Here is a 25,400-nt window from a genome sequence, read left to right on the forward strand (position 1 = left end):
GCTCCAGGCCGCGTTCTGCGACGACGTGCCGCAAGTCTTCACCCGCGCTGACTTCCGCCGTTGGACGCAGTGGGGTGGTTCGGCTTCACGCCGGAGCGCTGGTGGCCCGGCGCGGTGGAGGCGGGCGAGGACATGAAGGCCGACCTGTTCGTGCGGGGACTGCCGTCCCCCCGCGAGGCGAACCTCTTCCCCGTCATGGCGCGGACCTGAGTCCGGGCCCGCGGCTCAGAGGTAGCTCATCCAGGGACTGGAGGAGCGGGCCTTCAGCGCGGCGAAGGCGCGGCAGGCGAACCACATGGGCACCGTCGTCAGCAGCGCCATGAGCCAGAGTGCGCTGACATTCGGCAGGCTGAACAGCGCGCCCTGGTTGGGACCGAAGGTGAGCAGCGCGAGCTTGTTCATCGCGTGCAGCAGCAGGTACAGGTGGACGACGTAGAAGAACAGCGGCGCGGCGCCGAACACCGCCAGGGTGGATGTCAGTGACGCAGGCGCTTTGTCCAGCAGCGCCAGCAGGCCCGCGCCCACGCCGAGCGTCAGCAGCAGGAAGTCGAGCGACGGCGGGTACTTCGTCAGATTGACGAAGGACATGACCGTTTCCATCGGCGTAGCGCCGGGCGACCACGGCAAGGGCTCGCCGTAGACGTTGATGAGGCGCAGCAGCACGAAGAGGCCCACCGATGAGGCGGACGCCAGCAGCAGGCGGCGGCGCCTCACCGCTGGGGCGACCTGGGACGAGAACCACGGTCCCACCGCGAAGCCCAGCGCGATGACGCCCATCCACGGCAGGACGGGGTAGGACGTCTTGAGCTGCGCGCCCCACGGAAGGGCGATGAAGCCCCGGTCATGCAGCAGCGCCCACAGGGCCTGTCCCGGCTGGCCCGCTTCGAAGTGAATCGGGTCGAGCAGGTTGTGGCCGAAAATCACGAGCAGCGCGAAGGTGAGCAGCGCGGGTCGTGGCAGGTAGAGCAGGGCGGACAGCACCATCATCGACAGGCCAATCGCGCCGATGACCTGGAAGTAATAGGTCCGGGGCAGGAGCGTGAAGGTCCAGGCGAAGTTGATGACGGTCAGCTCCAGCACGAGCAGGAAGAGGCCGCGCTTGAACAGGAAGCTTGAGGCCGCTTTGCGCCCTCCGTGCCGCTGGCCATAGAGCCAGGCCGCCACGCCCGTCAGGATGACGAACACGGGCGCGCAGAGGTGCGCGGCGAACCGCGTGAAGAAGAGGCTGGGCGGCGTGGCGGATATCACCACCGGGTCGCTCACCTGTGCGTGCAGGTAGAAGTACTCCCGCACGTGGTCGACAATCATCAGCGCCATGACCAGCCCTCGGAGGGCGTCGATGCCGACGATGCGGCGGCCCTTGGCGCCCACCGCCTCACGCGACGAGGCGGCGGAAGGGGCGGCGAAGTCGGGGCGTGGTGTCTGAGCGAGTTGTGTCATCGCGAGCGAGGGGAGAAGGCCATCCTCGTGGTGGCTCGTGGAACATGTATGCGCTCCTGGCCCTGGCCTGCTGCCCTGGTAACGCCCGCGGGGTCTGCGTTGGATAGCAGGGGCATGTCCCGCCTGCAGGAGGAAAGCAGCGGGAAGAATCCCCGTTCTCCCTCGTGGGGGAGGAGTATGTGGATTTTATTGTATTTGTATCGCGATGGCAATAGCGGGGCCTTGCCCAGGCGCGGACGTGCCCTGGAGAGGGCGTCCATGCGGGCCCGCCGTCTGACGCCTGCTCCCTGTGTTGCGTGCCGCAGCCGTTCGCGAGTCCCCCTGCCCGCGAACCCACGGACGGCGGCACCTATTCGCGCGCCGGACGTGATGGGGCTTGCTTCCGGCGGCGCGTGCGCCCGCCTTCGCTCCCGTGCGACGCGTGCGCCGGCCTTTGTCTGGAGGCCGTGGCAGCCGACAGGAACTGGCGAAACCTGGGACATGCCATGTGGCTCGGCGCGGGACAGTTCGCCGCGTGCCGCAAGCCATCGCGCATGGCGCTCAGCCGCCGGATGGTGCGGTCGAGCTCCTCCGCCTTCGCGCTCAGCAGCTCCCGGTCAATGCGCGGTGGCCCGTCCGGCGCGAACATCCGAGCCAGCTCATCCAGTGAGAAGCCGGCTTCGCGTCCCAGGGCGATGAGTGCGAGCCGCTCCAGCACATCGGGATTGAACAGGCGGCGCAGGCCTCGCCTGCCCGTCGAGGAGAGCAGGCCCTTTGTCTCGTAGAAGCGCAGCGTCGAGGCAGGAACGCCCGTTCGCCGGGCCACCTCGGTGATGTCCAGGTCTCTCACCCTGTTGACCTCAAGTCGACTTGAACTGGCACTGTACGGCCTTCATTTCTTGAAGGCATGTGAAGGGAGACGCCCAGATGGCATCTGGTCACCAGCCCCCGGAGGGGCAGGCAGCGCTTTGGAATGGCCTCGCGGGACAGGCCTGGGTCGATAGTCGGGACCTGCTCGAAGGGATGTTCAAGCCGTTCGAGGAACTGCTCGTCGAAGCTGTCCAAGCCCGTGGCGCGCGTCAGGTGCTCGACGTGGGTTGTGGGACGGGCAGCACGACGCTCGCCGTCGCGCGGCGGCTCGGTGCCCAGGGACACTGCGTCGGCATCGACATTTCCGCGCCCATGCTCGCGGCGGCGCGGGCCCGGGCCGAAGCGGAGCATGTGGCCGCCAGCTTCATCGAGGCCAACGCGGAGCATCACGCCTTCGAGCGAGGGCGCTTCGACATGCTGATTTCACGCTTCGGCGTGATGTTCTTCGACGATGCCGTCCAGGCCTTCGTGAACCTGAGACGTTCCGCAAGGGAGAATGCCAGGCTGAGCCTCATCGCCTGGCGAAGCCCCTCGGAGAACCCGTTCATGACGACCGCCGAGCGGGCCGCGGCGCCCCTCCTTCCAAACATGCCCGCCCGCCAGCCGAACGCGCCGGGCCAGTTCGCCTTCGCGGATGGGGACCGGGTCCATCGCATCCTGGAGCAGAGCGGCTGGATGGACATTGGCATCCACCCCATTGATGCCACCTGCACCCTGCCTGAGCGGGGGTTGGTCCAGTACCTGACCCGGTTTGGGCCCCTCGGCCGCGTTCTTCACGAAGCCGACGAGAGGACCCGGACTCACGTCATCGAAACCGTTCGCGCCGCCTTCAACCCCTATGTGCACGGCGACGAGGTGCGCTTCACCGCCGCTTGCTGGCGGGTCGAAGCTCGCGCTCCCGCTGAGGTCCTCTCGGCGTGACGTGGCGGGCGGCTCCCTGAAGGCCGCCGTCACCAGTCCGGGAGAAGGTTCGGGGACTACTGCTGCCGGCCCTCGATGGCGCACATGAGCACCGCCGCCGCGATGCCGAACCGCCGGTCCAGCTGGCGGTGGGTGTCCATGGAGAAGTCCAAATCAATCTTCTGGATGAACGGGTTGAAGCGCTGGTGGAAGGCGAGCACCTGGTTGAGGCCCATCGTCCCGGTGAAGGACTGGGGAATCAGCGCGGTCAGGAAGCGGCGCACCAGCGCCAACATCATGCTGTCCTCTTCAATCTTCCCCACCTCCTGGTCATTCGCGTCCAGCACCAGCCACTGGTCGCGGAGGATGGAGCGCAGGCCCTTGCGGCGCAGCGCGCCCACGCGCTCGCCCGTGGTGGCATCCGTCACGTCGTACGTCATGCCGAAGTCGAGGATGCCGCGCGCCTTGATGGTGAGCAGCTCCTCACGCATCTCCTCGTCGCTGTAGATGCGGATGTCCTCCTTCAACTTGAAGGCCTTCAGCTTCGAGTAGAAGGCGAGGTTGCCCGCCTCGTCGTAGATGTGGAACGCGTCGCCGAACAGCTTGAAGAACTTGCGGCGAATCATGTAGCGCGTCTGGCCGAAGCGGCCGGGGGCCAGGTGGCTGGGAGGACGGGTCTGGAGTGCGGTCGACATTCCGCCACCCATAGCAAAGGTCGCCAGTGACTGGCACGGGGCTCCCGCTCATCGCGAGCCCGGTAATTCCCGCGAGGCGTCAGCGTTTCAGCGGGAAGGCGGGTACTTCTGCAGCTTGCGCTGGAGCGAGCGCCGGTGGATGCCCAGCTTGCGCGCCGCCTCGGAGATGTTGCCGCCGCAGTCCGCCAGCACGCGGTTGATGTGCTCCCACTCGGCGCGCGCCAGGGACGGGGCCTCGAAGCGCTCCGAGGTCGCGACGGAGGGCTCGCCGGACGCACGCGCGAAGGCCGCGAGCAGGTCATCCGCGTCCGCGGGCTTCGGGAGGTAGTTCACCGCGCCCAGCCGGATGGCATCCACCGTGGTGGCGATGCTTCCGTAACCCGTGAGGACGACGACGCGCGTGGAGGCATCCACCGCCAGCAAATCCCTCACCACCTCCAGGCCGCTGCGGCCCGGCATGCGCAGGTCCACCACCGCGTACTCGGGCGACTCGCGGCGCGCGGCGGCGAGGGCCTCGTCGTAGTCCCCCGCGGTGGTGACGTCCCAGCCGCGCTCGCGGAAGGCGCGGGCCAGCCGCTCACGGAGGGTGGAATCGTCATCCACCAGCAACAGGCTGGGGCGCTGCTCCGTGCCCGCGCTCGCGATGCTCATGGCGTCCCCTCCGTCACCGGCAGGGAGAGGCTCGCCGTGGTGCCCCGGCCCGGCGTCGAGCGCAGCTCCAGGGAGCCGCCCAGTTGCTCCACCAGCGTGCGCGCCAGGAAGAGCCCCAGGCCCATGCCTTCGCCCGGTGGCTTGGTGGTGAAGAAGGGCTCGCCCGCCCGGGACAACACGTCCGCCGCCATCCCCGTGCCCGCGTCGCGCACCTCCAGCAGGGCACCTTCACCGCGCGCTTGCACGCGCAGCTCCACGGGACGTGACACCTGAGACGCCTGGAGCGCGTTCTTCACCAGCCCGCGCAGCACCCGGGCCAGCGCCCGGGGCGGGCCGTGGACGTGCCAGTCGCGGGCCTCGGTGGGCAGTTCGACCGTCACCCGCTCCGCGCCAGGGAGCTCCGCCAGCATGTCCTCCACCAGCCGGCCCAGGGGCACGGGGAGGAAGGGCTCACCCGTCGTCTGCCCGGCGTCCGCGGACATCTGCACCAGGACGTCGCGGCAGCGGTCCACCTGCTGGCGGATGAGGCGCAGGTCCTCGCGAACGGACTCGGAGGTGCCCGCGGTGGCCAGCGCGCGCTCCACCTCCTTCGCCACCACGGCGATGGTGGACAGCGGCGTGGACAGCTCGTGCGCGGCGCCCGCGGCGAGCGTCGCCAGCGAGGCCACCTTCTCCCGCCGCGCGTGCAGCGCGCGCGCCTGCGCCAGCTCCTGCTCCCGCGCCCCGAGCGCCCGCGTGACGCGCTGGACGAAGTAGACGATGAAGCCCGCGGCCACGGCGAAGGCCACCCACATGCCGTTGATGTGCAGCCGCATCAGCTCCGCGTGGTCCGGCCGCGACAGGCCCGCTGGCAGCTCCACGTCCTGCAACACGAACAGCGAGCCGAAGGCCGTCAGTGTGAAGCCGAGCAGACCCCACATCCACCGCGAGGGCAGCAGCACGGTGCCCAGCGCCACGTTCACCAGGTAGAGCGTGGTGAAGGGGTTGTGCGTGCCGCCGCTGAGGGCCAGCAAGCCGGTGAGCACCAGCGTGTCCCACAGCATCAGCTTGCCAAGGGTGCCCTCCGTCACCCGGAGGCCGCGCGCCAGCCACGTTCGCACCGACACGTTGGTCAGCGCCTCCAGGCCCAGCAGCGCGGCCAGCTCCGGTATGGGCAGCGCCAGCTCCAACCCGAAGGCCGCCACGCCGATGACGAGCGTCTGGCCCAATAGCAGGCCCCATCGCAAGCGCAGCAGCCACTCCAGGTTGATGCGGGCCCGGGAGTCGGGCTCTGGGAGCGGCGGGGCGGCTTGGGGCGGAGGCGTCATGGTGCGACGGAGGAGGGAGGCACCACCGAGCGGGCCACGTTGCCCACCAGGTCCACGTTGGCGGGTGGCTGCTCGGCGCTGACGCCATCCAGCCACGTATCCCACGAGAGCGCAAAGACGAGCTGCGTGTGAGGCGCGGCTTCCGACAGCGTCACCCACTCCAGTAGCACGTCCACCGAGGCGCGCGTCTGGAAGCTCACCTCGAAGGGCTGGGGCTCGCTGTCCTGTCCGGTGCTCAGGGTGCCACGCAGGTGCAGGCTGCGGCCCACCATGTCCACCGGCGCGTCGCCCTGGGCGGCCGCGGCCAGTCCTTGCGCGTCGTTGCCCGCGGGCTCGAAGTTGAGGCGCGCGTGGCAGTAGCGGCCCGGCGGCGGGTGCACCGCGCCCAGCGGAAGGACCGTCCCATCCGCGCTGCCCAGGTTCACGACGTGGGCGGTGTCCAGTCGCGTGGGGTGGGTCACCGTGTGGTGGGCCCACGCCGTGCCCACGGGGGACAGCTGACGCAGGAAGCGTTTCCAGCCGACCCCCGCGCACGGGAGCAGCTCCACGCTGCCCAGCGTGACGAAGCCGCTGGTGAGGACGGCGCGGGTGCCCTGGTCGTTCATGAGCTCGCGCGCGCCGGCCGCGCCCGAGATGGGCCGCGCCCGGGCGGTGATGAGCGCGAGGTCGAGCGTCATGCCGTCCTGGACGTTGGTGCCGCCGCAGCCGGCGAGAGACAGGAGCGCGGCGGCGCCCACGGTGACGGGCTTGAGGAAGGTGCGCATGGTTCAGAGGTCGTAGGCGACGGACAACATCGCGATGGGCGTGGGGACAACGCGGCCACGCAGTTGGTTGATGAAGGGCACGCGCACGCCCGCCGCGACGACGACGTCCATGCCCGGGCTGAAGATCACGTCGGGAGACGCGTAGCCGATGAATCCGCCCGTGTGCTCATGGCGCTCGCTGTCCGTGTGGCCCTGGTGCTCGCCTTCCGAGTCGGCCGGTGCCTCCAGGCGGCTGTCGAAGCCCAGGCGCAGGGCCCAGCGGGCCGACGGCTGGTATTGCGCGGCGAGCGTGGTGCGCAAGGAGACACCCGCGCGGAAGCCCTGGATGCCGCGCGTGGGGAAGAAGCCGGTGGCGCTGGCCAGGAAGGACCAGCTGCCACGGAAGTGCTGATAGGCGAGGCCAGCCAGTGGATCCACGGAGCCGCTGCCCAGCTGACTGTCCAGGGCCAGCTGGGCGCCGTCTGGACCGCGCAGCACGGGCGCGGTGGGGAGCTTCACGCCGCCCAACACGCTGAACAGGTGGTCCGCGGAGAAGGCCTTGTCCTGGAAGAGGAACACCTTCGCGGCGACCTCCACGTCGCCAATGCCCCAGCCGCGGTCCCGGGCGAGGCTGACGTGCCGCACCTCGCGGGCCTGCAGGGGCAGGGTGGCGGAGAGGAACAGCCAGGGGAGCGGCGCGTAGGCCACCGCCAGGTCCATGCGGGCCTCGCGCAGGCGCAGGGCGTCCACTCCCTCTTCCCCGACCGTGTGGCCCCAGCCCCGGACGGTGGAGGACACGCGCAGGCGGCCGGAGAACGGCTGCTCGGTGCCCATGGACATGAGCGTGGGGTCGCCACAGGCGCAGGTGGCGCAGGCCCAGGCGCTCGAGGTGGGGACGAGCAGCAGGGCGCTGGACAACAGGAGGGTGACGGTGAGGGCGTTCTTCACGGCTCAGGCACCATACGTGCTGGCCTGGAGGCCCGCGTGTGGCGTGTTGTCGCAGCGTGCCATGGCCTGAAGGGGCTGGCGGCGCAGGGCGAGCGGGCAGGCGAGCGGCCGGTGTCACGCAGGAATCGATGCTCACTTTGAGAATGACGACGTCCTGCCAGCGTTGAGGGGCTGGGAGGAGGGACGACAGGGAGGATTCATGGGCGTGCTAGCGCCGATTGGCCGGCTGCTCTTTTCGGCCATCTTCATCACCAGCGGCCTGAACCACTTCTTCCAGTGGGAGGCGCTGACGGGCGTGGCCCAGGCGTCCGGGGTGCCGGAGCCGCGCATGGCGGTGCTGGGGTCTGGCGTGGCGCTGGTGGTGGGCGGCTTGTCCGTGCTGCTGGGCGTGTTCGCCCGCCTGGGCGCCGCGGCCATCGCCATCTTCCTGCTGTCCGCCGCCTTCATGGTCCACAGGTTCTGGCTGGTGACGGACCCGGTGCAGGCGCAGGACCAGCTCATCCACTTCATGAAGAACCTCTCCATGGCGGGTGGAGCGCTGCTCATCGTCTACTTCGGGTCCGGGCCCTTCAGCCTGCGGCGCAAGAAGGCGGAGGGGCTGGGGAGCGGGAGGCTGGGCGTTCCGCTGCGGCCTTGAGGCTCAGGGCGTGGGGGCGCTGACGGCCGGGGCCTCCGCGCATCTGCGTTGGGAATCCTCAGCGCTGGACCGCAAGGATTCGCCAGGTCTTCGAGTCGATCGCATACCGCGCCCCCATGTCGTAGGGGGCACCCTTTCTCTCGCATGCGTCGGGGTCCAGCGAGATGCTCACGAGGATGACTCCGCCTTCGTACGGAGCCGCTGTCACGTCGTAGGACTCTCGCCGATAGAGGCACTCCCCTCCGGGCCGGTCGCCCGGCGGGAGCTTCAGGTCCCATGGCAGGTAGTCCTCCATGGCGAGCTGGACAGCCTGGGCCAGGGGGCGCCGGATGATGACGCGTCCCTCTTCCGGCATTCCAACGGGGAACTCGAACCTCGAGGCTTCCTCCGCGGGCGCATGGACAGGACGAGGCGGCTTCTTGAAGAGGGCGCAAGCCGGGAGCATGCACAGGCACATCAGGGGCAACCACTTTGGCATGATGTCTCCTGTCAGTCCTCGCGTCCGACGGGGGTGATGAAGCCGAACGGTTTGTCGGCGGGCTTGATGAGCCCGATGAGGACCCACTGCTTCCCTCGACGCGAGTAGACCTCGCCGGGCCTGTCTACATCATCCAGGTGGGGGAGCAGCTTCTGGATGTGGCACGCCGAATCGAACTGAATCTTGATGAGCCAGAGTTGATTGGCTGCGCGCCGATCCGGCTCGGATAGCGGCGAAGGGTGCCAGGGATGACTGTGGTAGTCGGCGAGGATGGAGAGGGACCGGGCCTCGGGGTCGATGACCTTGCGAACGGGAAAGCAGGACTTCTTCGTCGCCTCCCTGCGCAGTTGCCATCGGCCGAGGGGAGAGGGATGGCTGACGCGGTAGATGCCGTCGCCTCGGGAGTAGATGAGGCCGCAGTACTCCTGTCCGTAATCCCTGTCGGTCGCGCCTGGGAGCTTCATGATGGCGGGGCACAGGCGGTCGATGACGTCATCCACGTCCCGGGATGGCTCGACGGCAGACCATGGACCCCGCGCGCCCAGACATAGTCCGAGTCGTCGCTGATGAAGCCGTAGTGCTCCGTCTCGTGGGCCTTGCGAGGAACGCTTTCACAAGCAAGGCACACGAGGAGCAGGGATGCAGGCCACCAGAGCCTCGGGTGCATGCCCCCTGCTTAGGAGATGCGCGGCAGGCTCGCAAGCCAGGCTGGCGTGCGCTACCCCGCGCTGACGGCAGCCTGTCGCAGCGTGAAGAAGGCCACCTCCGGCTCGCTGCCTCGGCGCAGGTAGGGGCCGCCGAAGCCGAAGCCCAGGCCCCGGTTCACGTACAACTGGTTGCCATTCACGTGGTAGTGGCCGCGGATGTACGGCTGGCCCGCGCGGCGGAAGAGGGCCTCCGTCAGGCCGCGCACCACGAACTGGCCGCCGTGCGTGTGCCCGGAGAACTGCACCAGCCCCGCGTGCGCCGGCAGCTTCTCCGCCGTGGGCGGCGTGTGGGCCAGCACCAGCCGCGTGCCGGACACCGGCGCACCCCGGAAGGTGGCCTCCACGTCGTCCCGGCCGGTGAGCCCGTCGTCGATGCCCAGCACCGTCACCGGCGCGCCCTTCACGTGCACCTGCCGGTGCTCATTCTGCAGCACCGTGTAGCCCATCCGCTCGAAGGACTCGCGCAGGTACGGCGCGTTCACCCAGTGGTCATGGTTGCCCATCACCACGTAGACGGGACCCTGGATGCCAGCCAGCAGCTCGCGCACGCGCGGCAACGGCTTGGGGCTGTGCGTGACGTAGTCGCCGGTGAGGAACACCAGGTCCGGCTTCTCCTCGTTGACCGCCTCCACCGCGCGGCGGATGCGCAGCGCCGAGGTGGCCTGCCCTACGTGCACGTCCGACAGCTGCGCGATGCGCAGTCCGTCATGCTCGGCGTGCATGTGCTGGACCATCAGCACGTTCTCCGAAAGGGAGAAGTGGTCCCGCCAGCGCAGGCGCCGCTCCGTGCGGAAGGGGTCGGCACCGCTGCGCGCGACCAGCGCATTGCGCCCGTCCTCCTGCAGGTTCCGCCGGAAGCTGTTGGCCGGCGCTGCCAGGGGGGCGTCACGACGGGCGAGACGTCTCAGGCGCATGCGGTTCGGTTCCTTTCGGTGCCGGGGGCGGCGTGAGGGCTCGATTGTAGCGAGCCTGGCGAGGTGGGTTGAAGCAGGTGTCCCTCGCACGCCTGCCCAGTCAGCGGCCGGCGCTCGAGGTGCGTGGAAAACCCGCGCGATTTCAGGAAGATTCCGAAGCGTCCTCAGGCATCCTTCCATCATTGGACAGACGTCCGGGGGGCGTGCAGTGACGGTGACCGTTGGGATTGCTACACCCGGGGGGACGATGACCCCCAGGCTCGGGTCCGCCCAGGACACGGGGCCGGACGTGACAACGCCAGAAGGTGGAGGAAGCGCCGCGCCCCCCTCCGGCGGCGGTTCGCGGCCGGTGGAGCTGGCCGAGCTCATGGCCACGGTGCCGCTGGGCATGGCCATCATCGACCGCGAGCTGCGCTTCGTCGAGGTGAGCGACGCCATGGCCGCCATGCATGGCGTGTCGCGCGAAGCCCACCTGGGCCAGCCCATGGTGGAGGTGCTGCGCGCCGAGCCCTCCGCGGCCGACGTGGTGCGCCGCGTCCGCCGCGTGCTGGAGACGGGGGTGGCGCTGGAGGGCGTGGAAATCATCCACCGCGAGTCGGGCGCCCACGGCGAGCGCACCCGCGTCTACCGCGCCAGCTACCACCCCGTGCGCCGCGATGGCGCCATCGTCGCCGCGTGCATCTACGTGGAGGACATGACGGAGCGCCGCCGCGTGGAGGCCCAGCGCGACGCGGGCGCGGCCCGGGAGCGCTCGGTGCGCGAGCAGGCGCTGCGCGAGACGCAGGAGGCCGTGCGCGCCCGGGATGAGTTCCTCAGCGTGGCGGCCCACGAGCTGCGCACGCCCCTCACCAGCCTGCGCCTGCACCTGCAGCTGCTGCTGCGCCAGGTAGGCGGCTCGAACCAGGAGCCGCCCGCGGAGCTGGCGCCCAGGGCCCGCGTGCTGGACCGCCAGTTGTCGCGGCTGGTGGGGCTGGTCAACACGCTGCTGGACGTGTCGCGGCTGGCCGCGGGCCGGCTGTCGCTGGAGCCCCGGGAACTGGACCTGGCGCAGATGGTGCGGCAGATGGCGGAGGCCTTCTCCGAGGAGTTCAACCGCGCCGGCAGCACGTTGTCGCTGCACGTGGACGGCCCCCTGCTGGGCGAATGGGATTCGCTGCGCCTGGAGCAGGTGCTGGTGAACCTGCTCTCCAACGCCGTGAAGTACGGCGGAGGTCAGCCGGTGGAGGTGTCGCTGGCCAGCGAGGGCCCCACGGCGGTGCTCGCCGTGAAGGACCAGGGCATCGGCATCTCCGAGGACGGCATGGCGCGCCTGTTCGGCAAGTTCGAGCGCGCGGTGTCGGAGCGGCACTACGGCGGTCTGGGCCTGGGCCTCTACATCACCCGTCAAATCGTGGAGGCCATGGGCGGCAGCATCACCGTGCGCTCCGCGCAGGGAAAAGGCTCCACGTTCATCCTCCGCCTGCCCACGCGGCCCCCGGTGCCCACCAAGGCCGCCGCGGGCGCGCGGTAGCTTCAAGACGCGAACCCTCGGGGCGCCCGTGCGTGGCACCCCGGGGGCTTGCCCGCGCTTCAGTTGCCGCGGAGGACCGTCAGGCCCTTGTCGGTGAGGACGTACAGCGCGGCCGGCGTCACCCGCGGGTCGTAGATGAGCTGCCGCACCCGGGAGCCGCTCACGTCCGCCACCTTCTCCAGCGTCTTCAGCGGCGTGAGGCGCCACAGGCCCGAGCGGTCCGTGCCGATGTAGAGCGAGCCGTCACCCGTGGCCGCCAGCGCGTTGATGTTCTGGAGCGCGGCGTTCTGCTCCGCGTTGGCGCCGGTCAGCCGGGTGCCCGTCTGGGCCTGATTGGAGGCCCACGTAATCGTCATCTCCCACAGGCCGTGGTCCTTGCTGCCCAGGTAGTAGCGGCCGTCGGTCGTCTGCTGGAAGCCGCGCCAGCTGTCGAACTCGCTGATGCTGTTGAGCTGGGGCAGGTAGGAGGACTCCACCTTCATCAGGTTGACGCGCTTGTCCATGTTGTCCCAGTCGCCGTGGCGGGGCGTCGGCGTGACGATGCCGAACATCCACTCGTTGGCGATGAGGACGTCCCCGTCCTGCGCGATGCCGAGCCCGTAGGTGTAGCCCGCCATCTGGCTGCCCTTCTCGTTGAGCCACACCGGGTGCCGGTGGGAGCTGTACTCCAGGCCGCGGATGCGAGTGACGCCGTGGTTGGAGCCCACGTAGACGTCGCCCTCGTCACGGCCGTGCATCACCGTCACGCAGCTCAGGATGCTGCGGTCCTCGTCGAAGTGGTGGTCGTTGCTGTTGCGGATGCCCAGGTTGTGCACGTCATCCAGCCGGCGCGGGCCTGTCTGCACGCGGGGATTGCCGTTCGCGTCCGTCGTGTTGCGCACCGACTGGTGCAGGTGCTCCTCGAGGACAATCTGCCCGCTGCCGTCCAGGCGCACCACGTCCACGTCACCCTGCCTGTAGTACTGGAGCCGGCGGTGGCTGTACGGGAAGCACGGCTGCGCCGGGTCGGGCTGGTAGCACTCGTTGGGGCTGACGATGTAGTTGGGTTGCAGGCCCGGGAAGTCCGGGTCCGCGCGCAGGTCGGTCGTGGCGTAGCCCACGTAGGCGCGGCCCGCGCTGCCACCACAGATGACAGTGGAGCCGGTGGCCGCCCGGTCCGGACCGAAGCCGCCCTGGGCCTGGCCAATGGGCGAGCGTGTCCAGACGACCTGCCGCGAGTCCGCGCGCAGCACGCCAATCCGGTCGCCATCCAGCAGCCAGATGTTGTGCGCGGCATCCACGCCCACCGCCTGCACCCGGGAGATGTTGTAGCGAGACGAGTAGTTCGTCACCGCGTCCGTCGGCCACGGTCCTTCTACAGGCCCGCTGCCCGCGTCCGGCTGTGGCTCCGAGCCCCCGTCGGGCTCCGAGCCCGCGTCTGGCTCCGTCCCCGCGTCCGGCTCCGTCCCCGCGTCCGGCTCCGTCCCCGCGTCTGGCTGCGTGCCGGCGTCGGGCTCTGGCCGCGTCACCGGTGGAATGTTGTCGATATCGTTGCCCGTCGTGGGGGACGTGGGCTCGTTCGAGCCACCGCATGCCCATGCCGTCATCACCACTGCCCCGAGACACCCGCCCCACAGTCGTCGATTCACCGCTTCCTCCTCCTGCGGGACGCACAGCAATTCGCATACCGGGCCTTGGACGCCTGGCCGCCCGGGAAACAGGGTCAGTGTGGGCAAAACGCTTCCCTGTCTGGAGAAGAAGAGGGCCTCGCGGTGACGAAAAACGAACGGGCCCGCCTCCAGTGTGGAAGCGGGCCCGTTCCGAGGCACGATGCGCGTGTCGCCAGGACTACCGCGTCGGCGTGCCGTCGAGCTCCTTGTCGACGGACTCATGCGGCTGCGTGCCCGCACCGCCGGTGCCCGGCTGCTTCTTCTTGGTGCCCTTGGGGCTGGTGGCGCGCAGCTCCAGCGCGACGACCTCATCGCCCTCCAACTGGAACTTCGCGCGCACCGAGGCGCCTTCCGGAATCTCATCCGTCTTGGCGACCTTCTTGCCGTCCAGCATCAGCACCGTCTTGTCACGCACGTCCAGGTCCGCGTCGGGCAGGCCCGGGCGGGACAGGCTCACGCCGTCCGCGGTGGCATCCTTGAGGGTGCCTTGCAGGCTCATGGCCTTGTCCATCTTGAAGGTGCCTTCATCCTCCGTCTGGACGCCCGTCACGTCCTTGGCGGCCTTGCCGATAGCGGGCCCCACTTCGGTGGCGTCCACGCCGGTGCTCTTCTCCGTACCGGGGCGGGGTACCTGCGTTTGCGACGGCTGCTGCTGCGCGAACGCGGCGCTTCCCACGCACAATGCGACTGCGGTGATGAGCTTCTTCATCATCCCTCTCCCTGGGTTCAGGTCGGTTGGACCGACTGCTGGGAGCAAGGGTGGGGCCGCTTCCTGCTCTCGCCAATCCAGGCCGAGTGCCCCAGCGGCGCCCCTGGCCGCAGGGCAGCCGGGCAGGCGCCCACGCTCAGTCGGGCAGCCGACTGAGCCGCTTCACCGCGTTGAGCGTCACTCAGTTGCAGCCGTCGCAGAGACCGCGAAGCTGCACTTCCACCGAGCGCTGGGACACCGCGCGGGGCACGCCCTTCGAGGACGCGATGCGGACCGACTCCTCCGGGAGGCAGGCCACGGTGCCGCAGTCGGTGCAGGTGAAGTGCGGGTGGCTGCCGCTGTGCCCCCCGCCCGCGCGCTTCAGTTCGAAGCGCCAGACGTGGTCGCCCAGGTCCGCCCGCACCACGAGCCCGGCCTCGGTGAGGTCCGTCAGGTTGCGGTAGATGGTCACCCGGTCGTAGCCCTCGTCACCCAGCGCGTCCACCAGGTCGGCGTGGCTCATCGGGGACGTGGCGTCCTCCAGCTCCCGCAACACCGCCACACGGGGCGCGGTGCTGCGCAAGCCCGCGGAACGAATCCGGTCCTGGAACTCAGTGAGCTTCGGCTGCACGGCACTTCTCTTTGCTCCCATGATGCCCTTTCGATAACCGATTTGACGGCCACTTTCACCCTGCTGAGACCTGGAGCGTTGAGTCCTCACGCTCCGCGTCATGCATCCCAGCGGGTCGCCCCCGACTCCTCGCGCATGCACCCGGTGTTGTATCTGCTTCCAATGCAATCTGGATGCAGAAGAATCTTCGTTGCCGCCGTGCTTGGGCGAACCGTGAGTTGAAGGTCCCGCCCCCGGTGCCTGGTGGCTGGCGTGTCTGGCGTCACCCGACGGCGGGGAGGGTGCGGGAAGCTGGAGCTCCGGAAGCCGCGCGGCATGTCACTGGGAAAGACCTCGGGGAGGGCGGGCTGGCCACAGGTGGCCCCTGCCTGCCCGGATGCGACTGTTGGCGGGATACCGCTGCCGCCGTGGATGCATCCGCCACGCAAGTGCGTTTCTGGAGGGAGGAGCCGAGGGCCGGCGACCGACGAGCGGTCATTTGCACCGGAGAACACTTGCCGCCGGACTGCTTGACTCGCTGCGTCCGGTGCCCAGACTGCGCCTCTTTCCTTCATCTGGGGTGTCCGGACGCCCTGGCCGCACGCTCGCCTTCGATTCGTCGTGATGACGCCCTCCCTCCTGCTCATCGAAGACGCCGGTGCCTCCCGGGAGCTCCAGGTGCTTGCCCTGGAAAGTCAGGGCTGGCGGGTCTGGGCTTCCGCGGACGTTCCGGGCGCGCTGACGCTGCTGCAGACGCAGTCGGTGCAGGTGGTGGTGGCGGCGGCCGGCCTGCTGATATCGGATGGGACGCACCTGGAGTCGCTGCGGAGCGCGCTGTCGCTGGCGGGCGCCCTGTTGCAAATCAGCGCCTTCCCCGCAGAGCGGGAGGCGCTGCGCCCGCTCGACCTGCCGGTGGAGCGCTACCTGAGCCGGCCCCTGTCGCTGGGGGCGCTGGTGGAAGGGGCGCGGCAGGCCTTCCCGCTGGAGGCGGCCGGGGGGCCGGAGGCACGGCGTCCGCGCGTGCTGGTGGCGGATGACGACCCGGTCTCCCGCAAGCTGGCGCAGCTGCACCTGGCGCCCTTCCGTTTCGACGTGGTGCTGGCGGCGGATGGCGCCACGGCGCTGGACCTGGCGCGGCGCCGCGGTCCGGACGTGGTGCTGGCGGACGTGCTGATGCCGGGCATGGACGGCTTCAAGCTGTGCCTGGGCTTCCGGCAGGACCCCAGGCTGGCCCGGGTGCCCGTCATCCTCACGCACACCATCGCGCCCGACGAGCTGGACTTGCGCATGGCCCACAACGTGGGGGCCAACGGCTTCGTGCGCAGGACGCAGGAGGGCGACGAACTGGTGGGCGCGCTGCTGCGTGAGCTGCGCGCCGGCGGGCCTGCCCACACGTCGCCCCCCGCGGACCTGAGCACCGAGGACCACCTGTACCGGATGGTGCGCCAGCTGGAGCGGCGGGTGGGGCTGCTGGAGCAGGCCGAGCGCACCGCCCGGGAGAGCGAGGCGCGCTACCGCCTGGTGGTGAGCGGCTCCTACGACGGCATCTGGGACTGGGACTTGCGCGGCCAGGCCTTCTACTGGAGTCCGCCGCTGCTGGACATGCTGGGGCTGGGGCCGGGGGACTTCGGCGGGACGTTCTCCGCCTTCCTGGAGCTGATTCACCCGGAGGACCGGCCGGACGTCATGGCCGCGCTGTCCGCGCACCTGGAGCGGGGCGCGCCCTATGACGTGTCCCTGCGGCTGCGGCACGTCACCGGCACCTGGCGCTCGTGCGTGAGCCGTGGCCGCGCGCTGCGGGACGCGCAGGGCCGCCCGGTGCGGATGGCCGGCATCATTGGCGACGTGACGGAGCAGCTGCGCCTCTACCGTGAGACGCAGGAGGCGGTGCGCGCGCGCGATGACTTCCTCAGCGTCGCGGCCCACGAGCTGCGCACCCCGCTGGCGGCGTTGCGGCTGCGCGTGCAGGGCGCCCAGGGCGTGCTGCGCTCGGGCCTGAGCAGCGGGACGGAGCGGTTGGAGCGCGCGCTGGATGCGGCGGACCGGCAGGTGCAGCGCCTGTCGGACCTGGTGGAGTCGCTGCTGGACGTGTCGCAGCTCCAGGGCGGCGCGCCCCGGCTGCACCTGGAGGACGTGGACCTGGCGCTGGTGGTGCGCGAGGCGGTGTCCCGTTCGGAGGATGCGGCGGCGCGCGCGGGCTGTCTGCTGGTGCTCAGTCCGCTGGAGCCCACGCCGGGACGGTGGGACGCGGCGCGCCTGTCCCAGGTGATGACGCACCTGTTGTCCAACGCGATGAAGTTCGGGCCGGGCAAGCCGGTGGAGGTGGCGCTGGAGTCCGGGCGGGACGTGGCGACGCTGATGGTGAAGGACCATGGCATCGGCATCGCGCCCGGGCGGCTGGAGAGCCTCTTCCGCCGCTTCGAGCGCGCCGTGCCGGTGCGGCACTACGGCGGGTTGGGCCTGGGCCTGTACCGGCTGCGCCGCATCGTGGAGGCGCATGGGGGCGGCGTGTCCGTGGACAGCACCCCCGGAGAGGGCGCCACGTTCCGCGTCCGTCTGCCGCGCGAGGGCCCTCCCGCGGTGAGGGACTGACGGCGTCTCTGTCGCTGAGTGACAGGTCAGGCAGGCGACAGCGTGGAAGGGGGGCCCCAGTCCGTCGCGCCCGGCCGTGCCCCGGGCCTCCAGGTGTCCCCCCTCACGCGAGGTGAGGGCGCCCAGGCCGGCGGCGTCCACACCGCAGGCGCGTTGGGACTGATACCGGCGGTCCCAGGTGGGGCACGGCGCTGCTGGGGACTGTCTGCCAGTGTGCGCTGTAACGGCCCCATGTCCGGCAATGTCTTTCAACTTCGCGGAATCGCTCTAGGTTCGGTGGCCGTTTCCAGGGGACGCCATGGCCGATGTGCTCGTCGTTGATGACAGCAAAGTGATGCGCGACATGGTGGTCGCGTGCCTGCGGCCCTATCCGGGCCTCACCTTCACCCATGCTTCCAGTGGCTTGGAGGCCATCGAGCGGCTGTCGCTCCAGCCGTATGACTTGCTGGTGCTGGACCTGAACATGCCGGACATCGGCGGCATCGAGGTGGTGGAGTTCGTGCGTGGGCAGGACCGCCTGCGCGAGCTGCCCATCATCATCGTCACCACGCGTGGGGACGAGGCCTCGCGGACGCGGGCGTTGGCGGCGGGGGCCAGCCGTTTCATGACGAAGCCCTTCACGCCGGACGCCATCCTGTCGGAGGTGCGTGGGCTGCTGGAGGGGAGGCGCGCTTGAGCGCGCCCGTGGACCTCGCGGACTTCCTTCCCGCCTATCTGGCGGAGGCGGAGGAGTTGCTGGGGATGGGGCACCGCCAGTTGCTGGCCATGGAGGCCAGCATCCGGCGGGGGCTGCCGCACCCGCGCGCCGTGCGCGAGCTCTTCCGCGCCGTGCACACCATCAAGGGCTTGTCGGCCATGGTGGATGTGGAGCCCATCGTCGACATCGCCCATTGGATGGAGACGTGCCTGCGCCACGCCGACCGGGCGGGGGGGCGCGTGCCCGAGGCCAGTGTGGAGCCGCTGATGGAGGGGCTGCGCGAAATCGAGCAGCGCGTCCGCCAGCTCGCCGCGGGCAAGCAGGCCGCGCCGGTGCCCCCGGGCCTGCTGGCTCGGCTGGAGGCCCTGGATGCCGAAGGCGCTCCGGACGGGAGCGCCGCGAAGGCCGCGCCCGCCGCGCTGGCGCTGGAGGAGGCGGTGGCCTCCCGGCTCTCCGCGGCGGAGCGGGAGCAGCTCACCACGGGCGCCACGGATGGCCGCCGCGCGGTGCGGCTGGACTTCATCCCCGGCGCGGACCGCGCCGCCAACGGCATCACCATCAACAGCGTGCGCGAGCGCGTGGCCCCGCTGGGCGAGACGGTGAAGGTGCTGCCCCTGTCGGGGCCCGCCGCGGGCGGTGGGGCGCTCACCTTCGTGCTGCTGCTGCTCACCGAGGCCTCCGACGCCGCGCTGCTGGAGGCCGCGGGGGGCCCGCCCGCGTCGGTGCGCCCGCTGGCCGTCGTCGCCCCCCGGACACCCGCCCTGGCGCCCTTGCCCGATTCGGCACTGGCGGACGAGGAGCCCGAGGAGGCGCGGCGTGGTGGCGGCTCCCTGCGGGTGGACGTGTCGCGCCTGGACGAGGCGCTGGAGCGGTTGGCGGCGCTCGTGGTCAACCGTTCGCGGCTGACCCGCGCGGTGGCGGCGCTGACGGCGGCCGGCGCACCCACGCGCGAGCTGCAGGCCATCCTCCAGGAGAACGCACGCCAGCTTCGCGACATGCGCACGGCCATCCTCCGCCTGCGCATGGTGCGGGTGGGGGATGTGCTGGAGCGGCTGCCGCTGCTGGTGCGCGGCCTGCGCCGCAGCACGGGCAAGTCGGTGCGGCTGGAGCTGGACGTGGGGGACGCGGAGCTGGACAAGGCCGTGGCGGACCGGCTGCTGCCCGCGCTGGTGCACCTGGTGCGCAACGCGGTGGACCATGCGCTGGAGTCGCCGGAAGCGCGCCGCGCCGCGGGCAAGCCGGAGGAAGGCGTGGTGCGCGTGGCCAGCCATGGCCGGGCGGGTGGGCTGCTGGACCTCACCGTGGCGGATGACGGGCGCGGCGTGGATGCGCGGGCGGTGGCCGCGCGCGCGGGCGTGCCCGTGCCTCCCACGCCGGACGCGCTGCTGGAGGTGCTCTGCCGGCCCGGCTTCTCCACCCGGGATGCCGCCAACGCGACCAGCGGGCGGGGCATGGGCATGGACATCGTCCAACGCATCATCGTGGACCAGCTGGGTGGCGAGCTGGGGATGGAGACGCGGCCCGGCGCCGGCACCACCTTCCGGCTCCGCGTGCCGCTCACGATTACGCTGCTGGACGCGCTCGTCTTCGAGTGCGCCGGGCTTCGCTACGCCGTGGCGGTGGGCTCCGTGGAGGAGCTCGTCGAGGTGGACGCCGCGCGGCTGGTATGGCCCGCCGGCGCGGGGGGCGTGGCCCTGCTGGAGCGCCGGGGGAGCTCGGTGCCGCTGATGGGGCTGGCCCGGCTGCTGGGGCGCGGGGAAGCGGACGGCCGCGGAGGTGCGGTGGCCAAGGCGCTGCTCGTGCGCCAGCGCGGTGAGCTGGTCGCGTTCGGTGTGGAGCGGCTGGTGGGACAGCAGGAAATCGTCCTGCGTCCGCTGGAGGACCCCTTGGTGCGCGTGCCCGGCGTGGTGGGCGCCACGGACCTGGGGGATGGGCGGCCCACGCTGGTGCTGGACCTGGCCGCGCTCGGGCTGGCGCGAGGTGGCGGCGCGCCGCACCGACGCAGGGCTTCCGTCCGGGAAGAGGGGCGCCTCGCATGAGCGTGCTGCATGTCGTGTTCAAGGTAGACGGAGCCGAGTACGTGCTGCCCGCGGCGGACGTGCTCCAGATGGAGTCCTTCACGGGGGCCACGCCCGTACCGGGCGCCGCGCCGCACGTCGCCGGGTTGGTGCAGGTGCGGGGACGCGTCATCCCGGTGGTGGATGCCCGCCTGCGCTTTGGCCTGCCGCCGGTGGAGCGCACGCTCGACTCCCGGGTGGTGGTGGCGCAGCTCGGCAGCCGGGTCGTGGGGCTCGTGGTGGACAGCGCCCGCGAGGTGCTGAAGCTGGACCCCCAGCAGCTCAAGCCGCCCCCTCCGCTGGTCGTGGAGGGAGCGCGCGGTTTCGTGAAGGCCGTGGCCCAGGTGGGCCCGCGCCTGGTGATGCTCATCGATTTCCCTCGGGTCATCGGGGAGGAGACGTTGGATGGCGACGGACAGCGGTAACGCAGGGGTGGCGCTGGAAGAGGCCCGTACCCTGGCCGAAGACGCGGCGCGCAGTGTCCAGGAGAGCGTGGGGTTGGTGCAGGCGGTGGAGGGGCTCGCGACGCGGCTGGCGGCCGGCGGCAACGAGCAGGCCGCGGCCTCCGAGCAGGTGCGCGCCGCCATCGAATCGGTGGCCGCGCACGTGGAGGAGACGGGCCAGTCCGTCCATGAGCTGGTGCGCTCGCAGCGCACGGTGAGCGACTCCGCGCGGGCCCAGGTGCAGGAGGCCGAGGCCACCGCGGGCACCCTCCAGGAGGTGAACGCCTCGGTGGCTGGCGTGCGCAAGGACGCCGCGCACCTGGCTGCCTCGGCGGACACCACGGCGGGGGCGCTGGAGGAGGTGTCGCGCTCGGTGAAGGGCGTGAGCGCCAACGCGGAGGAGCTGGCCGCCTCCAGCGAGGAGCTGCTGGCCTCCATGACGGAGATGAACGCCACCGTGGCGGACCTGGTGGCGCGCAACCAGGCCAGCGCCGCCGCCACCGAGCAGGTGGCCGCCACCGCCGAGGAGATGGCCAAGGGCATTGTCCGGCTGTCCACGGATTCGCAGGGGGTGGGCGAGCGCGTGGCGCAGGTGACGCAGGCGGTGACGGGAATGGTCCGCTCCCTGGCCGAGGCGTCCCGGGACGCCACGGCCATGGCCTCCAGCGTGGAGGACACGGCGGCCACGGTGGAGGAGCTGGCGCGCAGCGTGAAGGGCGTGGCGGAGAACGCCCGGACGCTGGAGACCCACTCCGCCAGCACCGCGTCCTCCGTGGAGGAGGTGGCCGCCAGCGTGGAGGAGGTGGCCGCCACGGCGGAGAAGAACGCGGCGACCGTGGAGGCCAACGCGGCCACCATCGAGCAGCTCGCCCGCTCCGCGCAGACGGTGGCGAAGGCCTCCGAGCAAATCAATTCCCTGGCGGCTGGCAGCGCCACGGCCTCCGCGCAACTGGAGGCGTCCACGCGGCGGGTGGCGCAGATGATGGAGGAGGCGCGCACCACCGCCGAGCGCGTGGGGAGCACCGCGCGGGAGGGTGGCGCCACGGTGGCGCGCTCCATCGCCGGCTTTGGCCGTATCCGCGAGTCCATTGTCGGGTCGGCCGGGGTGATGAAGGAGATGGGGCGGCGCGCCGAGGAGATTGGCGACATCGTGCAGACCATCAACCTCATCGCGGACCGCACGAACCTCTTGTCCCTCAACGCCAGTATCGAGGCGGCGCGCGCCGGTGAGCACGGCCGGGGCTTCGCGGTGGTGGCGGAGGAGATTCGCGCGCTGGCGGACCGCGCGGCGGCGGCCAGCGCGGACGTGGCGAAAATCGTCCGGGGCCTGCAGACGACGGCGCGCGAGGCGGCCACCGCTTCGGGCGAAGGCGTGCGGGCGGCGGACGAGGGTGCGGCGCTGGCAGGGGATGCCGAGCGCGCGCTGGCCACCATCCTCAAGGGGGTGGAGGACCTGGGGAGCAACGTGCGCGAGGTGTCGCGCGCCTCCAGCGAGCAGGTGCAGGCCACGCAGGCGCTGGTCCAGGGCACCGCGAAGGTGAGCGAGCAGGGACGGGCCATCGCCATATCCGCGGCGGAGCAGGCGCAGGCCGCCCAGGCGCTGGCGCAGGGCGGCGCGGAGATGCGGCGCATGTCGCGGCAGACGATGCAGGCCACCTCCGAGCAGGCGCGCGCGCTGCGCGACGTGGTGCGCTCCAACGGTCAGCTCGCGGAGGCGACACAGAAGGTGTCGCGCGCCGTGCAGGAGCAGGCGGTGGCGGCGGCGGACCTGGCCAAGGGCACCTCCCAGATGCGTCAGCTCGTCCAGGGCGTGAGCGGGGTGGTGAGCACCCAGAGCCGTGACGTGGCGGGGGTGGGCACGTTGGTGCAGGAGGCGGCGGCGTCCACCCAGCGCACCCTGGTGGGGCTGGCCGAGCAGGCCACGGCCGCCCAGGAGGTGACGCGGGCCATGGAGGAGACGCGCAAGCAGGTGGCCCAGTCCGCGCGCGGCATGACGGAGCAGGCCCGCGCCCTCAAGCAGAGTGAAACGGCCAGCCGCCAGGTGGCGAAGCTGGCCGCGTCGGTGACGCGGGCCGCGGAGGAGCAGTCGAAGGCGCTCAGCGGGCTGGTGCGGGAGGCGGACGAGGTGCGGCGCGTGGCGCGGCAGACGTCGCGCGCGCTGGACGAGCAGACGGAGGCGCTCGGTGCGCTCACGGCCTCCGCCAGCCGCCAGGCCACGGGCGTGGCCGTGGTGGCACGCGCCAGCGCGGAGGCGACGGCGGTGATGGAGGGCCTGGCCAAGAACGTGGAGGAGATTCGCCTCCGGGCGCGGGACATCACCACCGCCACCGCGCAGCAGGCGCGCGCGACGGCCACCACCGCCACGGAGGTGCAGGAGGTGGCGGGCCGGCTGGCCCACCTCACGCGGCTGCAGGGCGCGCAGTCGGAGAGCCTCGCCCGGCTGCGAGGCGCGCTGGGCGGCGCGAAGGACAACCCGGAGGTCGCGGCGGCCTCGCCGCGGGAGCAGCGGGCATGACGGCCGCATCCTCGACGTCGGTGCACCCGCTGACGCTGTCGGCGGAGGACCGCTCCCAGGTGGATGAGGTGGAGCAGCTCGCCCAGCGCGGCGCCGCCAGCCTGGCGCTGCTGGTGGGCGGGCTGGATGCCCAGAGCTGGGCGGTGCGGCGCGCCGTGGTGGGCGCCCTGGCGAAGCTGGGGACGCCCGCGGTGGCGCCGCTGCGCGACGTGCTGCTCCACCGCCGCGACAGCGAGGCGCGACTGGCGGCCGCCGTGGAGGCGTTGGTGGCCTCCACCGGTGATGTCGAAGGCACGCTGGAGGCGCTGGGGGAGGACGCCAACCCCGCCATCGTCTGTGACGTCGCCCAGGTGCTGGGCCGGCGCCGCAGCCGGCGCTCGGTGCCGCTCTTGTCCCGGCTCACCGTGCACCCGGATGACAACGTGGCGGTGGCGGCCATCGAGGCGCTGGGCCGCGTGGGCGGCGGCGCGGCGGTGGACGCGCTGCTGGCGGCGCTGGGCAGCGGGAACTTCTTCCGCATCTTCCCCGCCATCGACGTGCTGGGCCGGTGTGGAGACCCCGTGGTGGTGCCCGCGCTGCTGGGCCTGTTGCCCGACCCCTTCTACACCCTGGAGGCGGCGCGGGCGCTGGGGCGCACCGGTCAGGAGGCCGCGGTGCCCTCGCTGGTGGGGCTGCTGCGCAAGGGCAATGACGCGTCGGTGCGCGCGGCGGCGGTGGCGCTGGTGGACATCCACGAGGCCCAGGTGCAGCGCTTCGGTGGCTCGCGCACCGTGCACACCGCGGTGCGGGGGCCGGAGTCGGCGGTGCTGGGACGGCGGCTGTCGCAGTGTGTCCCGAGCGCGGACACGACGGAGAAGACGGCCCTCGCACGCCTGCTGGGCTGGGTGGGTGGGCAGGACGCCGCATTCGGGCTGCTGAAGCTCCTGGACGGGCCGGACCCGTCGGTGGCGCGCGCGGCGGCCGGCGCGCTGTCGGAGCTGGGCGCGGACGCGGACACCCAGATTCTCCAGGCGCTGCGCGAGGGCGACAGCCTCCGGCGCCGCGTGCTGTTACCGCTGGTGGGCCGCAGGTCCGCGGCGGTGCCGGACGTCATGTCGTGCCTGGAGGACCGGGACGCGGCGGTGCGCGCCCTGGCGGCGGACACGTTGTCCCGCATTGGCAGCCCGGCCGCGGTGCCGGCCCTGTTCGAGCGGTTGGTGGACGAGGACCTGCGCGTGGTGCAGGCCGCGGTGGGGGCCATCCAGTCCCTGGGCAGCGACACCACGGAGAAGCTGGCGTTGCAGGCGGCCCGCTCCCCCGACGCGCGCCTGCGCCGCGCGGCGCTGCGCATCATCTCCTACTTCGGCTATTCCAAGGGACTGGAAGTGCTGCTCCAGGCCATGCGGGACCCGGATGAGCGCCTGCGCGACGCGGCCATCTACGGCCTGCCCTTCATCGAGGACCCGCGCGCGGTGGACGCGCTGCTGACGGCCGCCAGCCACGAGTCGGAGCGCACGCGCGCGGCGGCCATGCGCGCGCTGGGACAGACGGAGAAGGAGGCGCGCACCACCTCCGCGCTGCTGCGTGGCCTCAACGACCGCGACCCCTGGGTGCGCTACTACGCGTGCCAGGCGCTGGGGAAGCTGAACGAGGAAGCCGCCGCGGACGCCATCGTCGCGCTGGCGGACGACGCCGCGGGCCAGGTGCGCGTGGCGGTGGTGGACGCGCTGGCGCACATGCACACGGAGAGCGCGATGTCGGCGCTCCAGCGCGCGGCGGCCAGCGCGGACGCGGATGTGCGGCGCGCCGCCCTGCTAGGGCTGGGCGTGGGCCGGCGGCCGGACGCGCTGCCCGTGCTGCTGGAGGCGGCGAAGTCGGAGGACGCGGCCACGCGGCTCGTCGCGCTGTCCGCGGTGGCTGAATACGAGGCGCCGGAGACGCTGCCCGCGCTGCTGCATGCCGCGGGTGACGGCGACGACAGCGTGCGCAGCGCCGCGGTGGGCTTCATCGCCACGCGCCCCGGTGTCCCGGCCACGCAGGCCCTGGTGTCCCTGCTGGGGGACATGACGCTGCGCGAGCGGGTGGTGAGCGCCTTGGCGCTGCCCCTGGAGGGACGGCTGCCGGGACTGCTGGCCGCGCTGGAGGCGGCGGACGAAGTCACGGCGCCGCTGCTGGTGGCGGCACTGGCCCGGATGCGACGGGCGGACGCGCGCGCCGCGCTGATGCAGCTCCTGGTGTCCGCCAGTCCGGCGGGCCGTCGCGCCGCGGTGCCCGCGGTGGCGGCATTGGGGACGTTGGAGGCACGCGAGGCGCTGGAGCGCGCCTCCAATCAGGACGAGGACCCCGAGGTCCGGAGGGCCTGCCGGCTGGTGCTGAGCCGCTGACGCCCCG

The 25,400-nt window shown here is 71.5% G+C and carries 23 protein-coding genes; 10 read left to right on the forward strand and 13 right to left on the reverse strand.

Features of this window, described 5'->3' with window-relative positions; all coding sequences use genetic code 11:
* Positions 1-69 precede the first annotated feature (69 nt).
* Positions 70-210: a GNAT family acetyltransferase gene (locus BLU09_RS38135; protein WP_244171479.1), complete on the forward strand. Its 141-nt coding sequence runs from the start codon at positions 70-72 to the stop codon at positions 208-210.
* A 15-nt stretch (positions 211-225) separates the two neighbouring features.
* On the opposite strand, the gene BLU09_RS06560 is transcribed toward BLU09_RS38135, so the two are convergent.
* Positions 226-1,440: an acetyltransferase domain-containing protein gene (locus BLU09_RS06560; protein ID WP_090487172.1), complete on the reverse strand. Its 1,215-nt coding sequence runs from the start codon at positions 1,438-1,440 to the stop codon at positions 226-228.
* A gap of 349 nt (positions 1,441-1,789) precedes the next feature.
* Positions 1,790-2,269, reverse strand: a complete 480-nt coding sequence (locus BLU09_RS06565; protein ID WP_090487175.1) for a helix-turn-helix domain-containing protein — start codon at positions 2,267-2,269, stop codon at positions 1,790-1,792.
* A 77-nt stretch (positions 2,270-2,346) separates the two neighbouring features.
* Between BLU09_RS06565 and BLU09_RS06570 the strand changes: the two genes are divergently transcribed.
* Positions 2,347-3,210, forward strand: coding sequence for a class I SAM-dependent methyltransferase (locus BLU09_RS06570; protein WP_090488711.1), 864 nt, complete (start codon positions 2,347-2,349; stop codon positions 3,208-3,210).
* Between the two features lie 56 nt (positions 3,211-3,266).
* Here BLU09_RS06570 and BLU09_RS06575 read toward each other — a convergent pair whose 3' ends face one another.
* The 5 genes from BLU09_RS06575 to BLU09_RS06595 all read right to left on the reverse strand — a co-directional run bounded on the left by BLU09_RS06575 (position 3,267) and on the right by BLU09_RS06595 (position 7,533).
* The gene (locus tag BLU09_RS06575) at positions 3,267-3,884 is read right to left on the reverse strand and encodes an LURP-one-related family protein (RefSeq protein ID WP_167371043.1); all 618 of its coding nucleotides are present in this window, start codon (positions 3,882-3,884) and stop codon (positions 3,267-3,269) included.
* A gap of 87 nt (positions 3,885-3,971) precedes the next feature.
* Positions 3,972-4,535: a response regulator transcription factor gene (locus BLU09_RS06580; protein ID WP_090487180.1), complete on the reverse strand. Its 564-nt coding sequence runs from the start codon at positions 4,533-4,535 to the stop codon at positions 3,972-3,974.
* On the reverse strand, positions 4,532-5,842 hold the full coding sequence (locus BLU09_RS06585) for an ATP-binding protein (protein ID WP_090487183.1): 1,311 nt from the start codon (positions 5,840-5,842) through the stop codon (positions 4,532-4,534). Before BLU09_RS06585 ends, BLU09_RS06580 begins: the two co-directional genes overlap by 4 nt.
* The gene (locus BLU09_RS06590; protein WP_090487186.1) at positions 5,839-6,606 is read right to left on the reverse strand and encodes a hypothetical protein; all 768 of its coding nucleotides are present in this window, start codon (positions 6,604-6,606) and stop codon (positions 5,839-5,841) included. The genes BLU09_RS06585 and BLU09_RS06590 overlap by 4 nt, the downstream gene beginning before the upstream one ends.
* Positions 6,607-6,609: 3 nt before the next feature.
* Positions 6,610-7,533, reverse strand: coding sequence for a transporter (locus BLU09_RS06595; protein WP_090487189.1), 924 nt, complete (start codon positions 7,531-7,533; stop codon positions 6,610-6,612).
* Between the two features lie 199 nt (positions 7,534-7,732).
* Here BLU09_RS06595 and BLU09_RS06600 point away from each other — a divergent pair, with 199 nt between their 5' ends.
* Positions 7,733-8,170, forward strand: a complete 438-nt coding sequence (locus BLU09_RS06600; protein ID WP_090487192.1) for a DoxX family protein — start codon at positions 7,733-7,735, stop codon at positions 8,168-8,170.
* A gap of 58 nt (positions 8,171-8,228) precedes the next feature.
* On the opposite strand, the gene BLU09_RS06605 is transcribed toward BLU09_RS06600, so the two are convergent.
* The 3 genes from BLU09_RS06605 to BLU09_RS06615 all read right to left on the reverse strand — a co-directional run bounded on the left by BLU09_RS06605 (position 8,229) and on the right by BLU09_RS06615 (position 10,269).
* Entirely contained in the window at positions 8,229-8,648 is a 420-nt protein-coding gene (locus BLU09_RS06605) for a hypothetical protein (protein WP_090487194.1), read from the reverse strand.
* Positions 8,649-8,659: 11 nt separating this feature from the next.
* The gene (locus BLU09_RS06610; RefSeq protein WP_244171480.1) at positions 8,660-9,148 is read right to left on the reverse strand and encodes a Mov34/MPN/PAD-1 family protein; all 489 of its coding nucleotides are present in this window, start codon (positions 9,146-9,148) and stop codon (positions 8,660-8,662) included.
* A 218-nt stretch (positions 9,149-9,366) separates the two neighbouring features.
* Complete coding sequence (locus BLU09_RS06615) at positions 9,367-10,269, reverse strand: metallophosphoesterase (RefSeq protein WP_090487197.1); 903 nt, start codon at positions 10,267-10,269, stop codon at positions 9,367-9,369.
* A gap of 349 nt (positions 10,270-10,618) precedes the next feature.
* Between BLU09_RS06615 and BLU09_RS06620 the strand changes: the two genes are divergently transcribed.
* Positions 10,619-11,779 (forward strand): sensor histidine kinase, encoded by a 1,161-nt coding sequence (locus tag BLU09_RS06620; protein WP_090487200.1) that lies wholly within the window; start codon positions 10,619-10,621, stop codon positions 11,777-11,779.
* Between the two features lie 59 nt (positions 11,780-11,838).
* Here BLU09_RS06620 and BLU09_RS06625 read toward each other — a convergent pair whose 3' ends face one another.
* From BLU09_RS06625 to BLU09_RS06635, 3 genes are all read right to left on the reverse strand, one after another.
* Positions 11,839-13,650, reverse strand: a complete 1,812-nt coding sequence (locus tag BLU09_RS06625) for a hypothetical protein (protein WP_090487202.1) — start codon at positions 13,648-13,650, stop codon at positions 11,839-11,841.
* Positions 13,607-14,140, reverse strand: a complete 534-nt coding sequence (locus BLU09_RS06630) for a hypothetical protein (protein ID WP_090487205.1) — start codon at positions 14,138-14,140, stop codon at positions 13,607-13,609. Before BLU09_RS06630 ends, BLU09_RS06625 begins: the two co-directional genes overlap by 44 nt.
* 178 nt (positions 14,141-14,318) lie before the next feature.
* Positions 14,319-14,768, reverse strand: coding sequence for a Fur family transcriptional regulator (locus tag BLU09_RS06635; RefSeq protein WP_011556888.1), 450 nt, complete (start codon positions 14,766-14,768; stop codon positions 14,319-14,321).
* 582 nt (positions 14,769-15,350) lie between these two features.
* Here BLU09_RS06635 and BLU09_RS06640 point away from each other — a divergent pair.
* From BLU09_RS06640 to BLU09_RS06665, 6 genes are all read left to right on the forward strand, one after another.
* On the forward strand, positions 15,351-17,318 hold the full coding sequence (locus BLU09_RS06640) for an ATP-binding protein (protein WP_244171482.1): 1,968 nt from the start codon (positions 15,351-15,353) through the stop codon (positions 17,316-17,318).
* Between the two features lie 298 nt (positions 17,319-17,616).
* Positions 17,617-17,994 carry a response regulator gene (locus tag BLU09_RS06645; protein WP_090487211.1) on the forward strand — a complete coding sequence of 126 codons (378 nt, stop codon included), beginning with the start codon at positions 17,617-17,619 and terminating at the stop codon, positions 17,992-17,994.
* On the forward strand, positions 17,991-20,054 hold the full coding sequence (locus tag BLU09_RS06650; protein ID WP_090487214.1) for a chemotaxis protein CheA: 2,064 nt from the start codon (positions 17,991-17,993) through the stop codon (positions 20,052-20,054). The genes BLU09_RS06645 and BLU09_RS06650 overlap by 4 nt, the downstream gene beginning before the upstream one ends.
* Positions 20,051-20,497, forward strand: a complete 447-nt coding sequence (locus tag BLU09_RS06655; RefSeq protein ID WP_011556884.1) for a chemotaxis protein CheW — start codon at positions 20,051-20,053, stop codon at positions 20,495-20,497. The genes BLU09_RS06650 and BLU09_RS06655 overlap by 4 nt, the downstream gene beginning before the upstream one ends.
* On the forward strand, positions 20,478-23,030 hold the full coding sequence (locus BLU09_RS06660; RefSeq protein WP_090487217.1) for a methyl-accepting chemotaxis protein: 2,553 nt from the start codon (positions 20,478-20,480) through the stop codon (positions 23,028-23,030). The genes BLU09_RS06655 and BLU09_RS06660 overlap by 20 nt, the downstream gene beginning before the upstream one ends.
* Complete coding sequence (locus tag BLU09_RS06665) at positions 23,027-25,393, forward strand: HEAT repeat domain-containing protein (RefSeq protein ID WP_090487220.1); 2,367 nt, start codon at positions 23,027-23,029, stop codon at positions 25,391-25,393. Before BLU09_RS06660 ends, BLU09_RS06665 begins: the two co-directional genes overlap by 4 nt.
* Positions 25,394-25,400 lie beyond the last annotated feature (7 nt).

It is taken from the genome of Myxococcus virescens (assembly GCF_900101905.1).
Classification (GTDB): domain Bacteria; phylum Myxococcota; class Myxococcia; order Myxococcales; family Myxococcaceae; genus Myxococcus; species Myxococcus virescens.